Source organism: Marinobacter sediminicola (assembly GCF_031157525.1).
Lineage (GTDB): Bacteria > Pseudomonadota > Gammaproteobacteria > Pseudomonadales > Oleiphilaceae > Marinobacter > Marinobacter sediminicola.
This window is the reverse complement of sequence record NZ_JAVIXR010000001.1, coordinates 264,301-279,818: the sequence shown is the minus strand read 5'-3', so window position 1 is coordinate 279,818 and position 15,518 is coordinate 264,301. Positions and strand designations below refer to the sequence as shown.

The 15,518-nt window shown below is 53.5% G+C and carries 13 protein-coding genes; 3 read left to right on the top strand and 10 right to left on the bottom strand.

What is annotated here, in order from left to right:
- Window positions 1–19: 19 nt before the first annotated feature.
- From RG807_RS01210 to RG807_RS01185, 6 genes are read right to left on the bottom strand one after another with little or no spacing between them, the layout of a single operon-like run.
- Window positions 20–1,171: a DUF3570 domain-containing protein gene (locus RG807_RS01210; RefSeq protein WP_435404646.1), complete on the bottom strand. Its 1,152-nt coding sequence runs from the start codon at window positions 1,169–1,171 to the stop codon at window positions 20–22.
- Window positions 1,158–1,394 carry a DUF4266 domain-containing protein gene (locus RG807_RS01205; RefSeq protein ID WP_309043218.1) on the bottom strand — a complete coding sequence of 79 codons (237 nt, stop codon included), beginning with the start codon at window positions 1,392–1,394 and terminating at the stop codon, window positions 1,158–1,160. Before RG807_RS01205 ends, RG807_RS01210 begins: the two co-directional genes overlap by 14 nt.
- Window positions 1,395–1,414: 20 nt before the next feature.
- Complete coding sequence (locus RG807_RS01200; protein ID WP_309043217.1) at window positions 1,415–1,912, bottom strand: TlpA disulfide reductase family protein; 498 nt, start codon at window positions 1,910–1,912, stop codon at window positions 1,415–1,417.
- Between the two features lie 17 nt (window positions 1,913–1,929).
- Complete coding sequence (locus RG807_RS01195) at window positions 1,930–2,580, bottom strand: outer membrane beta-barrel domain-containing protein (protein ID WP_309043216.1); 651 nt, start codon at window positions 2,578–2,580, stop codon at window positions 1,930–1,932.
- Window positions 2,550–3,299 (bottom strand): SH3 domain-containing protein, encoded by a 750-nt coding sequence (locus tag RG807_RS01190; RefSeq protein ID WP_309043215.1) that lies wholly within the window; start codon window positions 3,297–3,299, stop codon window positions 2,550–2,552. The genes RG807_RS01195 and RG807_RS01190 overlap by 31 nt, the downstream gene beginning before the upstream one ends.
- Before the next feature lie 21 nt (window positions 3,300–3,320).
- Window positions 3,321–5,984 carry an HzsA-related protein gene (locus RG807_RS01185; protein WP_309043214.1) on the bottom strand — a complete coding sequence of 888 codons (2,664 nt, stop codon included), beginning with the start codon at window positions 5,982–5,984 and terminating at the stop codon, window positions 3,321–3,323.
- A 215-nt stretch (window positions 5,985–6,199) separates the two neighbouring features.
- Here RG807_RS01185 and RG807_RS01180 point away from each other — a divergent pair, with 215 nt between their 5' ends.
- Genes RG807_RS01180 through RG807_RS01170 form a run of 3 tightly spaced genes read left to right on the top strand, consistent with a single transcriptional unit; the run spans window position 6,200 to window position 11,503 of the window.
- Complete coding sequence (locus tag RG807_RS01180) at window positions 6,200–7,432, top strand: hypothetical protein (protein ID WP_309043213.1); 1,233 nt, start codon at window positions 6,200–6,202, stop codon at window positions 7,430–7,432.
- A 6-nt stretch (window positions 7,433–7,438) separates the two neighbouring features.
- Window positions 7,439–9,952 (top strand): LamG domain-containing protein, encoded by a 2,514-nt coding sequence (locus tag RG807_RS01175; protein ID WP_309043212.1) that lies wholly within the window; start codon window positions 7,439–7,441, stop codon window positions 9,950–9,952.
- A 12-nt stretch (window positions 9,953–9,964) separates the two neighbouring features.
- Window positions 9,965–11,503 carry a hypothetical protein gene (locus RG807_RS01170; protein ID WP_309043210.1) on the top strand — a complete coding sequence of 513 codons (1,539 nt, stop codon included), beginning with the start codon at window positions 9,965–9,967 and terminating at the stop codon, window positions 11,501–11,503.
- 27 nt (window positions 11,504–11,530) lie between these two features.
- On the opposite strand, the gene RG807_RS01165 is transcribed toward RG807_RS01170, so the two are convergent.
- The 4 genes from RG807_RS01165 to RG807_RS01150 form a co-directional block, all read right to left on the bottom strand.
- Window positions 11,531–12,505 (bottom strand): FAD:protein FMN transferase, encoded by a 975-nt coding sequence (locus tag RG807_RS01165; RefSeq protein ID WP_309043209.1) that lies wholly within the window; start codon window positions 12,503–12,505, stop codon window positions 11,531–11,533.
- A gap of 47 nt (window positions 12,506–12,552) precedes the next feature.
- Window positions 12,553–13,083: a methylated-DNA--[protein]-cysteine S-methyltransferase gene (locus RG807_RS01160; RefSeq protein ID WP_309043207.1), complete on the bottom strand. Its 531-nt coding sequence runs from the start codon at window positions 13,081–13,083 to the stop codon at window positions 12,553–12,555.
- Window positions 13,084–13,265: 182 nt separating this feature from the next.
- Entirely contained in the window at window positions 13,266–15,014 is a 1,749-nt protein-coding gene (locus tag RG807_RS01155) for an ABC transporter substrate-binding protein (protein ID WP_309043205.1), read from the bottom strand.
- 217 nt (window positions 15,015–15,231) lie between these two features.
- Window positions 15,232–15,507: a DUF2160 domain-containing protein gene (locus tag RG807_RS01150; RefSeq protein WP_200200997.1), complete on the bottom strand. Its 276-nt coding sequence runs from the start codon at window positions 15,505–15,507 to the stop codon at window positions 15,232–15,234.
- Window positions 15,508–15,518: the final 11 nt, after the last annotated feature.

Here is a 15,518-nt window from a genome sequence, read left to right as displayed (position 1 = left end):
AGTCAGGTTTCCTGCAAACTCAGTATTCGAGAATCAGCGATGCCCGGGTTACCAGCGCATCAAATGAATAAAGTGGCTCTTGGCCCGGTAGATAATTGCCTTCCGCAGTGACATCCCGGAAGTTGTCATAATCGAAATTCAACCAATCCAGGAGCAGGCTGAACTGAAGCCGTTTGATGCCGGGCAAGGATGTCTGCTTCCACTCATAAACTGCGCCGGCTCCAAAGGTTGTGCCCGAGAAGGAGCTCATTTCTTTGTCTCTCGCCAGATGGGTCTGTGAGTTTTCATAGGCATAAAGATCGCTATAAAAATCCGCCTCGCCCTGGGTGTAGTAGCGCACCGACCCCTCCAGCGACCAATGCTGGTTCAGTGCATGCACGTAACCCAGTTGCACCGTGTGTGCGCTAATACCCCAGGTGTCTGTGAAGTAGCGATATTCGCCCCGGATAGAGGCTCGATAGGGCAAGTGGTACATGGCTCGAGCGGCCACCGAGGTACTGGTTCGGGTTTCAGGATAACGCTCAGGTTGGTACAAAAACGCAGTGGCGTTATTGGGGTCAAGATAACGATTCTGTCGGTAGGGGTTCTGCAAGAAGCCTTCGTCTGTGACTACTTCCAGGTCGAGCCCAACGAGCAAATTGCGAGTGAGAACCTGGCTAAAGCCCAACTGGTAGTTACGGCGATCGGCATCTTCACTGAAACTATTGTTACCAAGCTTACCCACCTCATCCCAGCCTGCTGCATACCCTAAGGTCACAGTGGACATTCCACCAAAGAACTCCTGGCTTACGGTGAAGTACAGGGTACTGGCCTCGTAATCGTTCTCTGAGCTGTTGGTGAATCCCAGGCTCATGATCGCCCGGTCATACAGGTAATCAACGCCCAGCGTATACTCCGTGCGCTCTTCTTCATAAGCACTTGCGGTGGCCAAAACGTCTACCGACGCTGCCGACACCATATCCACATAATACTGCCCCGACACAGACACCTGAGGCCCAACACTCTTGCGCGCCAGCACTACGGGACCATCAATTACCATGCCGCCGCCATCGTAGCGGTGATAAAACAGATCCACGTTATCCACTGGCAAGGTTGCAGCCTGGACAAGCGAAGCGGCTAGCATAAGTATGATAAACAGCCAGGCCTTAGGCGCGCGCTCAGTTACAGCCACAGCCACCTCCCGCGCCACCTTCTGCCCCACGGGCAGACTCCCTCGCCTGATATACGTGGTTAATGTAGGAGTCTGCCTTACCATGGCGGCTCTGGCTCATGATTGGATCGGCCAGGCGATCCCGCTCATAAGGCTTAACCCAGGGCTCGACAGAGCTGCACCCAGCCGTTGCTGATAGCAGCAGCGCCAATAACAAAGGCGCGATGATGGTCAGTTTGCGCATATTGCTTACCCGCTCGGGAATCACTCTCGCACCAGTTCTCTTATCTGGGCTTCGTACTCAACTTCGTAGCCTGGCTTGTAGCCATAGTGAATGTAACGGGCATTGCCATCACGATCGATCATCACAGTAGTGGGCATGGCCGGCACTTCGTAAAGCTTGCTCACCGAACTTTCCGGATCGTACAAAATGGGATAATCCACCGGCACCTTTTCCAGAAAACGCAAAGCCTCATCGCGGTTCTCATCCACGTTCACTGCAAGAATGGTGAAGCCCAGATCCTGATAGCGGCTGTAGATATCATCCATCAGAGGCATTTCCTGCCGGCAGGGGCCGCACCAGGACGCCCAGAAGTTGAGCATGACCACCTCACCACGATGGTCTTCCAAGCGGATGTTGTCTCCCGTTCGGCTCTCCAGAGTGAAGTCCGGAGCCGGAACATTGATGGCGCCTGCCTGTGCGCTCATTGCAGCGCCGGACAAAGCAAGGGCCAGGGCTATGGCTGTAACCGGGTTGTTCATTCAAATGGCTCCTGTGTTCAGAAAAATACTGACAATCCGGTACGGATTTCAGTGTTCATGGACGTTTTCTCGGCACCGACCACGTCAATGCGGTAGTAGTGCTGGCGCACACCCAGGTCTATGGCAAGGCTGTCTGTGAGTAAAACCTGATAGCCTGCACCGGCGTTGACGGTAAAGCGGGTATCGCCGCCGAATTCCGTAGCGCCCGCGCCGGCAATCAGATAAAAATTGGTATTGAACGCATAGTTCTCGCTAAGAAAAGCCTGACCTGGCAGAAGGTTATAGCCCAGATTGATGTTGTAATAGCGATACTCTCGCTCGCTGTCGGTTAACACCTGCACGTTACCCGCCAGATTTTCAAAACTGGTTTGGCCACCTTCCGCAAAACCTATCCCTGCCTCGAAAAAGAAGGACTCGCTCAGGTGATAGGTAAGCTTGCCGCCATAAACAAACGACGACTCGAAATCTTCAATATTGATCACGCCCAGAAAGGCGCCGATCTCGAAGTTCTCGGTATCAATCAGCGCCTCATTAACCGGCACAGGTTTTACATCAGGCTCGATCAAAGGCCGATCATCATGCTCCTGCGCGAATACCTGAGGTGCAAAAGCCATGACCTGTGCCAGGCATAACCCGGTCAGAAAAAGATGCTTAGTCCGATTTTCCATTCTGTCGCTTCTTCGTTGGTTGATCGGCTGGTAAAGACCTTGTAGTCCTTGAACTCGGCCCGGATAAAATATCGTTCGGTGATGTACACCCGCACACCCAAACCGGCATGGCCTACGCTGCTGTCACGCTCTTCTGGCACGGCCAGTGTTGCTTTAGGATCTACCCATATATGACCCACCCCAAGCGTGAAATACGGTGACACTTTCCAGTGGGGAAACGGCTGGTGCACTATATTGGCATTCACCATGAGTATTTCCGAGGCGCTGCCCAGTACCTGCGAACCCCACACTTCCCCAGCGAGGTTGGGAGTGAACCAGTAACCTCCGTAGCCTGCGGTTACGGGATTGCCTTCAAACTCCCCCATCAGGATTCCAGCTTCAAACGTGCGTTCGCTGAATGCCTTTATATCCGGCACGCTGAGATTGACGCTTTTACCAGTTGCGTCCTGGGTTTGTGCAATGGCGGCGACAGCCACCCAGCCTTCCCGGCCTTTCTTGTCCCGTACTTTCATCCAGCCGGTTTTACGTTGCAGCAGGGTTAACCATTCCCCTTTCTCGCTGCTATGAAACACTGGATAACCCACCGCAGGGCCAGTTCGCCAGGCCACAAAAGGCTCGACAACCTGAACCCGCTGTTCGGGTTCATCACCGCCCCATAGCCAGCCAGCCCAGGCCGTCCCGGGTAAGCAGAGCATCAGTAACAGAATGGCAATGGGCATGATTGTGGTGTCAGGTCCTGATTAATTGTCTGGGGCGTCGAACGGGTTGTTGTAATACTGGGCGCCTATGTCCAGCCACTCGGCAATCAGGCGTAGTTCGGCGGGAGACAAACGGCCATCGTGGGTGCCACCGGGCTTGAACGCTTCACGGAAACGAGTACTGGCTAAGGCTCCATTTACAGACATGCTTGCTGGAACCGTAATCGGAACAAGAATGGGCGTTGGCAGGCCAGTAACCTCATCCAGTATCGGATTACCCTCTTCGTCTCTCAGCACCTCGCCTGAATCAACCATTGTGTCGACTAGCACGCCACCTGGATTAAGTTCCTGCGCGTTATCAGGAAACAGCAACTCCCGATAAGATTTAAAGTGCAGCGGGTTGGCATCGGAAGATCCGTTGGTTAGATCTAAGTTGGCCTCTGGAACAGCCTTTAAGTTTGCGTCAACAGGGTCTGCTTCTGTATGGCACGAGGTGCAAGTGTGATCGTCTAATACCTGTCCACCCCCGTCGACAATTACTCGACTCACATCCCATAGCGGATGAATATGGGTTTCGTAATTGATCACTGCCCGGCAATTAGCTGCCCAGTCGTTTTCACAGGCGACGGAAATCGGCGGCGTTGTCTGCAGATTTTCATAAGCCATTGACCTATCTTCTGCAGTGCTCACAAGATCCTCCCACTCATCATCCCTGTATATGGGATCAGGCAATGGCAGCCGAATATCCTGAGTTCGCCCATAAACTTCAGCCATGGTTTCGCCGATGCGATCCGTATACAAGGCCGGATCCGTACCCGGGAAAGGCAGCGTGATGGCACTGGCACCTTCCCACACAGACTCTGGGCCGGCATCCGGGCGCCCGTGGGATACAGGTGAACCAGATTCGTGACACCCTCGGCATGCCAGCGTTTCGCCAGGGCGAACCGACAACCAGTTCTGGTGGCGCTCAGTGATTCTACGACCCTGATCATCTAATACGCTGATAGCAAACGCCACGTTGGCTGGAACGGCTACTTTTACCGAGCCATCCGGCTCTATGGGCACATATCCCAGAATTTCCCGCATCAGTTGCCCACGGCTGCGGCCAAAGGCACTGTTATCAAAATCTTTCACATTCTCATCAGGCATCGATACTGGCTTTTCAAGGCGCAAGAATCGCGCCGGGCGCTGTGCCGTTGGTGTGATAGAAGGATTCGCCATCGCTGCGATACCGTTTGGTGTTATATCGATGCCATCCATATCGTAAACGCTGCGAATATGCAGAATGCCATAACCTTCATCGGCGAGATCTGCGGCATCGCCCGTGGGCTGCGCGTCTGAAATAAACCCTTCCAGACGTCGCTCTCGCATAAGCATAGCTTCATCAAACTGCTCACCCTCTGAAGGCTCCACCACTGGCCTCTGAGTTCCGCTTGCCACGTCTAACAGCCAGAGCCCGTATACCGGTGGCGCGGGCACATAGGCGTCGGATTCCAACCGTTCCTCAGTGCAATTCACGATACGGCCGGATGCCCTCTCGCTGAGCCGACAGGGTGTCCAACTAACCAGATACCTGCCGGTTCCATCCATAAGAGGTGAAACAGAACCGTAGCGTCCATTTAGCGACAGTTGACCATCAAGCGTTATGCCCGGAATCAGTGGGCGCTGGCCGCCATTATCGGCAACACCATCAAGGCGCAAGCCAGCTTCCACGTAGTTATGGATATCCACCTCCGCCGGTGCAGAGGCGTAATCGTTGGTTTCAAAAGGCCGCAACTGCACCAGCAGCGAGTTTGAGTCGGTTTTCCGGGCTTTCAGGTACTGAACATTGCGCGCTCCGGAAACCGAATCATGAGAATGCCGGCCATAGAGGTAGGTAAGCCCTGTACCGTCTGGATTTACACGGTAGAGATTCACACCATTGTTACGAGTCTGCCCTGCATTATCCCAGCGGCTGAACACGATAAACCCTTCGTCGGTAACGAGAGGGTCCAGGTCGTGGCTCTGGTTAAAGGTAATTTGCTGAATGTTCTCACCATCGTCGTCCATGGTATGGAGAACGAATGCGAGTGCATTCCGGTTTTCATCCAGGCCGGCAAACTGGCCTTTGCCCTCATCCAACAAAATGGCTTTGGAAGCCCGCTGGCGGCTAGACGAAAACACAATTCGGCCATCAGGCAAATAAGCCGGAGCAACATCCTGACCAGCTTCCGCTGTTACGTTAGAGGTTATGATTCGGCGCAGGACATCCGCTACACGATCGTATTCCCAGATATTCCAGGTGGGCTGATCTTCGTCATCGGCATCTTCAATTTCCGGCGCCCGCATGGCAAAGAGCGCGCGGTTACCATCGTGGGAAACGTGCAGATCTTTTACGTCATACAACAGGCGGCCCGCATCATTGTGAAACCCAGCGCCAGAAAAGGCCCGGGAAGACACATCCACGGCACGGGCATCGATGGAGGCACTGTTTTTTACAAATAAGCGGGCGCCCGGGCGAAACCCGGAAGGGTCAGCCAGGTTGTCCTCTACCAACGCCCCACTATTGCTATCGAATAACAATGGTCGCTTCACATAGAGCACAGGGTTCTCGACCACCACGGGGTCTGCTTGCTGGCTGTCTGCACTTGGCAAACAGCCCGCAAGCGTTACCAACAGACCGGAAAAAGCCAGCAAGCGGATGATATTGATCGATTTGTGAGGCACGCGCCTTAGTCCCCTGGAAGCAGTGTTACCGCAGTGAATATAGTGAATTCATGACATAAATTAAGTCTGTGGAACCGTGCATCTCCAGGGACTTTACGTAAGTAATTGTAATTACGTGGAGCACCCCACAAATTCCATGTTAATTGCAAGTATAAACTATTAACAATTATCAAATTGGCCTAATGTGCCAAAGCTAAACCATTGAGGACGGCGACATGAAAGCCAAAGACAGGATGCGACTCAACGCATTCAAGGCATGCAGTATGTCACTGCTGATTTTGCTGACTGCTGCCTTTGCTTGCACAGCCAGTGCCGGGCCACGTGAACAGGCCAAACGAATTCATGACAGGATTGCGGGCGTACCTCCATCTGCCTCTGTACTTGATGACATGGCGCAGGATATTGCTGCCAACAGAAAGCTCGAAGCTGCATTTACTGCACTGGAAGATCCGGCTTTTTATAATGTAACGCTGAAAAACTTCGCAGCGTCCTGGACCAATGAGGCGATGACGCCTTTTGTCCCCTTGAACGATTACACCGCTACAGTGATCGGCCTGGTACGAGATGATGCAGATTTTCGAAGGGTGCTGTACGACAACATTTTATACGTAGGCACCTGGAACGATATACCGGCCTACTCCAACTCGAACAACAATCATTACGAGAAGATCGAAGAACTTGGCCACGACCTTTCCGACAAACAAAATTTCCGGCCCGAAAGTCAGTCAGCCTTCACCGGCCTGCCAGCGGACGCCACAGCCGGCGTAATAACATCTCGCGCAGCCGCCAGAGCTTTTTTCAGCGCAGGCACCAACCGTGCCATGTTCCGGTTTACCTTGATCAACCACATGTGCCGGGATCTGGAACAGGTAGCCGACGTAAACCTGCCCCCGGACAGAATTCGCCAGGACGTTTCACGAAGCCCCGGTGGCGATAGCCGTGTGTTCCTGAACAACTGCGTGGGTTGTCACACGGGCATGGACCCGATGACCCAGGCTTTTGCCTACTACGATTACGAATACAACCCGGACAGTGATCCTGATGGAATGCTTGGAAGACTCGTTTACAACACCGTTAATGACCCGGAGACTCAGTCACGGGTGCAGGGCAAGTACCTCATTAACTCCACCACCTTTGCCCCAGGGTATGTCACGCCGGACGACAAATGGGATAACTACTGGCGCCAGGGCACCAACCGGCGGCTAGATTGGGATGGGAGCTTGCCCGGTTCGGGTCACGGTGCAAAAAGTCTTGGTGAAGAGTGGGCCCGTTCCGGCGCCTTCGCAGAATGCCAGGTAAAGAAAGTATTCACGAACGTGTGCCTCAGACCGCCCTCCACCAGCGAAGACCATGCTCAGGTCGAGACGATGGTGTCGAGTTTCAGGTCTCATAACTTCAATCTGAAGCAGGTGTTTGCCGAATCTGCTGTTTACTGTGCGGGGGAGTAACGCCTGATGAAAACACTAACGTTCCCCGGATCAAACCAACTCCGCTCCGCTGCACCTATTGCACTACTGATAGTGTTCACCCTCTTCCTCAGCGCCTGTGGTGGCGAGTCCACAGAGGCGCTGCCAAATACATCTTCTGGATCAAATACCATTAGCTACAGCGGCCCCGCACCGGCTACCGCTGATATACAGAGTTTTAAACTGAATGTCTGGGACAACCTTGTGCAGGACAATCGCTGTGGTTCCTGCCACGGTGCGGGCGGCCAGTCGCCCACATTTGTTGACCAGAACAACATCAACAGCGCCTACGCCCAAGCTAGAACCATTGTAGATCTCACTGCACCCTCCCAATCCAGAATGGTGACCAAAGTAGCCGGTGGCCATAACTGCTGGACAGGCAGTGACGTCGTCTGCGGGAATATTCTCACCACCTATATTTCGAAGTGGGCTGATGGAGCAGAGGGCTCTGTGAAAACGGTGGAGCTTCAAGCGCCGGTGCTCAAATCGCCTGGCTCAACCATCGCTTTCCCGGAAGGCAGCAGCGCCTTCGGAAGCACCGTTTATCCAGTATTGAGAACCTACTGCTCCGAATGCCATGGCGACGGTGGCCAAACACCTTACGTTGCCAGCGATAATGTAGATATCGCCTACCAACAATCCCAAAGCAGGATAGACCTTAACTCGCCGGAAAATTCCCGTTTTGTAGTCCGCCTGAGGAGAGATTTCCACAACTGCTGGGCAAATGGAGGTGAGACAGATTGCGACTGGTCTGCCGGCATGATGCAGATGGCTATTGAGCAGTTCGCAGAGCCATTATCACCCGAGCCAGTCGATCCTGCTCTGGTAGCCAGCAGGGCACTGGTACTGGATTCAGACGGCCTTCTCGCCAATTCTGGCGGGCGCTTTGAGGACAATATTGTTGCGCTGTATGAATTCCAATCTGGCCAGGGTCAGATCGCCTACGACACCAGCGGCGTCTCCACACCGCTAGATCTTACTCTCAGCGGCAACGTTGACTGGGTACTGGGCTGGGGAATCAATATAGGCCCCGAAGTCAAGCCGGAAAGTGCCCCTGTAATACCCGCCGGCAAAGCGCAAGGTTCGACCGCCAGCAGCAGCAAACTGCACAGCTTGCTGACAGGGTCCGGTGAATATGCCATCGAAGCCTGGGTCGCGCCGGGGAACATTACCCAGGAGGATGCAAGAATCATTACCTACTCTGGCTCCTCCACTGCCCGGAACGTAACACTGAGCCAGACCCTGCAACGGTACGAAGTGCTCCATCGCAGCACCACCAGCGATGAAAACGCTCCGTTCGCTACTCAAGATGGTGACCAACTCCTGCAGGCCACTCTTCAGCATGTTGTCGTGAACTATAGCCCTGGCACTGGGCGGCAGATCTATGTCAACGGCGAGCACTCCGGCGATCTCGACCCGGACGACCCTGGCCTGTTTTCCGATTGGGACGACAGCTTTGCGCTCGTTCTTGGGAACGAGACGGATGGCCGTTCTCCTTGGCAAGGTGTCATTCGCATGGTCGCCTTCCATAACCGGGCACTGACATCCGAACAGGTCAAAACAAACTTCGATGTAGGTGTAGGCCAGAAGTTCTACCTGCTGTTTGGTGTTTCCCATCTGATCGATGTGCCAGAAAGCTTTATCGTTTTTGATGTGAGCGTTTTTGACAACTACAGCTATCGCTTTACGGAGCCATTTTTCATCAGCCTTGATGAAACAGCTGAGCCATCAGGTATTCCACTAGAAGGCATGCGCTTGGGCATCAATGGTAAAGAGGCTACTGTCGGTCAAGCATGGGCAAACCTTAAGGTTACTCTGGATAGTTCCTCCTACGAGCCAGGAAAAGGCCAACCATTATCGCGGCAAGGCACGATCATCGCACTCGAGAATGGCCCGGGTAGCGACGAATTCTTCCTGACCTTCGATCGGCTCGGCAGCAGCACCTTCTCTCGTTCCGTGCCACCACTGCCCGGAACCGTCGCGCCAGCAATCCTGCCGCCCTCATCCCATATCGGCTTAAAAACCTTTGATGAGATTAATGAGTCCATGGCCCGCATGACCGGCATCCCGACCACCAACGCTGCGGTTGCAAATACATTCAACACGGTGAAACAGCAACTGCCCACCGTGGAGAATATCGAAGGCTTTCTTTCGTCACATCAAATGGCCATAACCCAGGTGGCAATTCAGTACTGCGATGCTCTTGTATCGAATGTCCAGAAAAGACAGAACTTCTTCCCGGGATTCGATTTTTCCGCACCTGCCGCCACAGCCTTTGATCATGGCGGCAAGAGCCAGATTACGGGACCTCTGTTAGCAACATTTGTGGGTGACAATCTCGGTAGTCAACCGAGTACACAGGTCATTGAAGATGAAGTGGGCAGCCTGATCGACCAACTCGCCCTGTGTGGCGGATCCACCTGCCCGAACGACCGCACCGAAACCATCGTTAAAGCAAGTTGTGCCGCTGTGCTTGGCAGCGCCACCACCCTGGTTCAGTAGAGGACTACGCTCATGTTTATACGCAAACCCCTGAAACGGCCTCTGGCCAATGGCGAGCCCCTCTTCCACAACGACCACGGGCGACCACGGACTCGCAGGGAGTTCATTGCACAAGGCTTCAGAGCTGGCACAGCGACGGTTGTTGGCACTTCAATGCTCGGCCTGTTCGCTAACCCCCGAATGGCAGCTGCCGAGTTGTCTGAACAAATAAAAGCAGAATGTGGCATCGGTATCGCAGGTGCAGGAAAAATCCCGTTTATCTGTTTTGATTTGGCCGGCGGTGCCAGCATTGCGGGCTCCAATGTGCTGATGGGCAAATCTGGTGGACAGATGGATTTTCTGAGCACGGCGGGCTACAGCAAACTGGGTATACCAGGTGACATGCTTCCGAACGATCCGGCGTTTGTTAACACAGAACTCGGGCTGGCGTTCCACTCAGACAGCGGTTTTTTGCGGGGTATCCAGCAAAGCACCAGCATGATGACCCGCTCACAGACCAACGGCGCGATTATTGCCGCACGCTCGGAAAACGACACCGGCAACAACCCGCACAACCCCATGTACGGTATCTATAAAGCCGGTGCCAACGGCTCCCTGCTCTCCCTGATCGGTTCACAAAGCACGGAATCAGGGGGCAACTCCATGGCGCCTATGAACCTCATTGATCCGAAAGTTCGGCCTACAAAAATCGACCGCCCATCCGATGCAATTGGATTGGTGGATGTGGGCGACCTGACCTCCATACTGAATCAGGCGGATGCGGTTTCTGTGATGGAGGCCGTTCAGCGTATCAGTGACGCTAAAATGAACCGCGTGAGCACCGGCCTCGGCACAGACGCCGAAAATGATATTCGTAAGCTGGTGCGGTGCAGCTATGCCAAGAGCGCCGATGTGGTTGACACCTATGGCGACCCGGCAATTCTTGACCCCGCCATAGATGAGCACATTGTCGGGGCTACTGGAATTTTCACTGAGGAGGAATTCAGGGCTAATCGGGAATTCCAGAAAACAGCATCCGTAATGAAGTTAGCGGTAAACGGCTATGCCGGCGCTGGCACCATCACCATGGGTGGCTATGACTACCACACTGGCGAGCGGGCAACCGGAGAGCGCCGGGATTTACTGGCTGGCCGCTGCATGGGCGCCTGCTTGGAATACGCGGCGAGAATGAACAAGCCGTTGATGCTGTATGTCTTCAGTGACGGCTCGTTATCCAGCAACGGCACCCTGGATGACTCAGAAGATGGCAGAGGCAAAGGCGTTTGGACAGGTGATAACCAGCAGACTGCGGCGTCCTTCTTCCTGGTTTACAATCCTAACGGCCGCCCTACCCCGATTCGAAATCAGATTGGCTTCATGCGGGGCGATGCCTCTGTGGAAACCGCTTCCAGCCCGGCTGCAAACAACGTAAACCAACTGGTGCAGACTGTTTTGCTGAACTACATGGCATTGCACGGCGAGCAAGCAGACTTTGCTTCGAGGTTCCTCGGCCATGGCTTGGGTAATGCAGCGAGTCAGGACCGGTTGATTGCGCTGGAATCTATTGTCTAACGCGGCAGCACACCCCCGGCATCCCCTTCACGATTCCGGGGGTGCCAACCCCTCTGTAAAGTGCATCATCCGCTGGTCATCAATAATAATCGCATCAATACCCGGTAGCTTCTCGATCATCTCCAGGCCCTTTTCCGGGCCAAGCACGAACACAGCCGTAGATAGCCCGTCAGTTGTCAGGGCATCACTGCCAATGATGGTAACGCTCTGCACACCTCGCACGGATTTCCCTGTACCGGGGGAAAGTATGTGGTGCACACGCTCGCCTTGCTCATCGATAAAAAACCGCTCGTAATCACCAGATGTGGAAATAGCGAGATCGGCAAGCGGCAACACCACAACATTGCGAGTTTCCGAACGGGGGTCACGAACACCCACAAGCCAGGGCCGGCCTCGCTTGTCGCCTAACAGACGCAAGTCGCCTCCCGCACTAAGCCGGGCATGGCTTACACCTGCCGCTGTCAAGCGCTCAATGCCCAGATCTACCGCATACCCCTTGGCAATGCCGCCCAAATCGATCAACAAACCTTTCTGGCGAAAGAAGACTGTTTGCGCCTCATCATCCAGAACAATGTCCTGAAAGTTGATATGGCCCAGCCTGGACCGAATTTCTTCAGGGGATGGCTGCTGCCGCTCCCGGTAGTCATACAGGTAGCCAACAGATCCGAAACTGATATCGAAAGCACCACCGCTAAGAACAGCTACTTCTTCGGCTTTCTTCAGAACCTCAAATAGGTCGGTGCTAACCTGTACGGGGCCATACGCTGCCTTACGATTAAGGCCAGAGAGTTCAGAGTCCTCTCTGTACCGGCTCATGCCCCTGTCTACTTGATGGAATACCGCCAGAACATCTTCCGCGACTGCATCAGCAGCGCTTTTTTCGTCAGCCCAAAATTCCAGTTCCACCGGTGTTGTCATGGCCGTATCTGTATATCGGAACCACTCGGCCTGAGCCATCGAAGGCACTAACAAGATAAACAGGAAAAATACAGAAGAATTCAAACCGATAAGCTCGCGGATATTAGAAGAATTGAAACGGTTTAGAGGCATCAGCGATCAGACAGCCCCTGCTCATGACTCAGTACGGCTTGCTTTCGTTTAACGCCCCAGCGGTAACCAGAAAGACTGCCATCACCGCGCAACACTCGATGGCATGGCACAACCACCGCCAGCGGGTTAGCTGCACAAGCGCCTGCGACAGCTCTGGAGGCAGTGGGCATGCCTATCTGCTGTGCGATGTTCCCATAGCTGGACGAACATCCTGAAGGAATCTCTTGCAGTGCCTGCCAGACCTTGCATTGAAATTCCGTGCCACGAAGATCAAGTTCGACAGTGAGTGGTCTTCGGCTGTCGATCAGGTGGTTCATTACCTCGGTAAACCAAGGTGCCCGGGAATCGTTTGCATGGGTGAGTTCAGCGCGGGGGAAACGTTCAGCAAGGTCTTCAACCAATTCGTCGGCAGTCTCTCCTGGGAGCACAGCGCATACACCTTTTGGTGTACATGCAACCAGTACCTCTCCAAGGTAGCAGTGGCCGGTTTGCCATAGGATGGTTTCGCGCTGAGCGTTCTTGGCCGTCATGAAAAACTCCTCAGCATGGGCTCATCCGGTATTACGATACTCGTGAGTTCAAGCAAGCGTAATAGGGATCATGTCAGTGAGAAGGCAAACGTGCAATTTTTTATGCGGGATGGGATAAAGCGGCTTGCCGGGCACCGCCTGAATGACAGTGCCCGGCAAGTTACTACAACCTACTACCGGGCTCAGCTCTTGCGAGCATCTTCCCAGGTTTTAATCAGCTCATCATAAGGTACAGTTTGACCCTGCACTTTTTCATTCGCCAGTTTGGGCTTGGGTGCGCCAGGCTGATCGAACCAGTACTGCGGATCACGCGGCTCGTTCAGCTTTGGAGCGCAGGTGGTCAGAACATTGGCTCTCTGTAGCCGCTCCATAACCCGATCCTGAGCCTTTGCCAAACCATCAAGCGCTTCCTGCGCTGTGGCTTCGCCACTGGCTGCCTGTGCAACATACTGCCACCACAGCTGAGCCATCTTCGGGTAGTCGGGAATGTTGGTGCCGGTAGGCGTCCACTGAACACGTGCAGGGCTGCGGTAGAATTCAACCAGGCCGCCCAGCTTAGGTGCCATTTCCGTCATCACGTCCGAGTTAATATCGGAATCGCGAATCGGGGTCAGACCTGCCACAAGCTTTTCAAGGGACACCGTTTTCGACACGGTGAACTGTGCGTAAAGCCATGCCGCCAAGCGACGTTTTTCAGGTGTCGAGTTCAGGAACGTCCAGGAACCAACGTCCTGATAGCCCAGTTTCATGCCCTCTTCCCAGTATGGGCCACGTGGTGAAGGTGCCATGCGCCACTTGGGTAAACCTTCCTCGTTTACAACTGGCAGACCCTCTTCGATCATGCTGGCAGTAAAAGCTGTGTACCAGAAAATCTGCTGGGCTACATTGCCTTGTGCAGGCACTGGGCCGGACTCAGAGAAGGTCATCCCTGTGGCCTCTGGTGGCGCATACTTGCCCATCCAGTCAACGTACTTCTCTGTCGCGTATACAGCAGCCGGGCTGTTTGTAGCACCACCGCGGGAAACATCAGAACCAACAGGGTGGCAATCCTCTACCCGAACGCCCCATTCATCTACAGGTAAACCGTTAGGCAGGCCTTTGTCGCCAGCACCAGCCATGGAGAACCAGGCATCGGTGAAGCGCCATCCCAGGGAGGGATCCTTCTTGCCGTAGTCCATGTGGCCGTATACTTTTTTGCCGTCTATCTCTTTAACGTGAACCGAGAAGAACTCTGCAATGTCTTCGTAGGCAGACCAGTTAACAGGAACACCAAGCTCATAGCCGTATATATCTTTGAACTGTTTTTTCAGATCGTCGCGCTCAAACCAGTCAGCGCGGAACCAGTAAAGGTTGGCAAACTGCTGGGTAGGCAATTGATACAACTTGCCATCAGGCCCTGTAGTGAAATCAAGGCCAATGAAATCATCAAGATCCAGTGTTGGCAGGGTAAATTCTTTGCCCTCACCCTTCATAATATCTTCAACCGCTACAACCTTACCGTACCTGACGTGAGTACCAATCAAGTCAGAGTCATTAACGTAGCCGTCATAGATGTTGCGCCCAGACTGCATCTGGGTTTGCAGCTTCTCGATAACATCCCCTTCCTGAATCAGGGTGTGGGTAAGCTTGATACCCGTGATATCTGTAAAGGCCTTGGCCAACACACTGGATTCGTATTCGTGGGTCGCAATGGTTTCAGATACGACATTGATTTCCATGCCACGGAACGACTCCGCAGCCTTGGTGAACCACGCCATTTCTTCCATCTGCTGTTCTTTGGTAAGGGTAGACCGTTTGAACGAGTCGTTTACCCACTTTTCAGCTGCATCCGAGTACTGGTCAGCACTGGCCTGCAAGCTCAGGCCCATACTGACGGCACCGATTGCAGCGCCAAGCAGTAGGGTCTTAGGATATTTATTGTTTTTAAACATACCCAACCTCGTCATCTTTATTATGAATGGGGCGAAGAAAACCTTCGCTCCGGTTTTTGGCTTGTTACAGCTCTTGTTACCTCTAGCCTTGCCCTTCCGAAACCCAAACACTCATCACGTTCGTTCCTGGTGAAAAAATAGTTCGGTTTCGAATCCTTTACAACATTTAAGCAAGTTTATTCAGGGTGCGTTTATCGCACCTTGTTCGGCCGCCTTTCTAGCCCCATCGCAACAGAACCAGAAGCCAGACAACTGAGACTGCCAGCGCAATCCACAAAGTGATGTCACTAACCGCAAGGAAGGTGAGATGTATGTAGGCAGCCGAAAGCAAACCAATAAATAACCGGTCTCCGCGCGTTGTCTCTATTGGTAGAAAGCCTTTGCGCTCTGTGCAGGGAGACACGATTTCGTAAACGGTCATTACCGCAAGAATCATTGCAATAACTGCAAAAAATACGATGACCGTAGGGGTCCAATTCATCCAGGCAATCATATGCTTTCTCC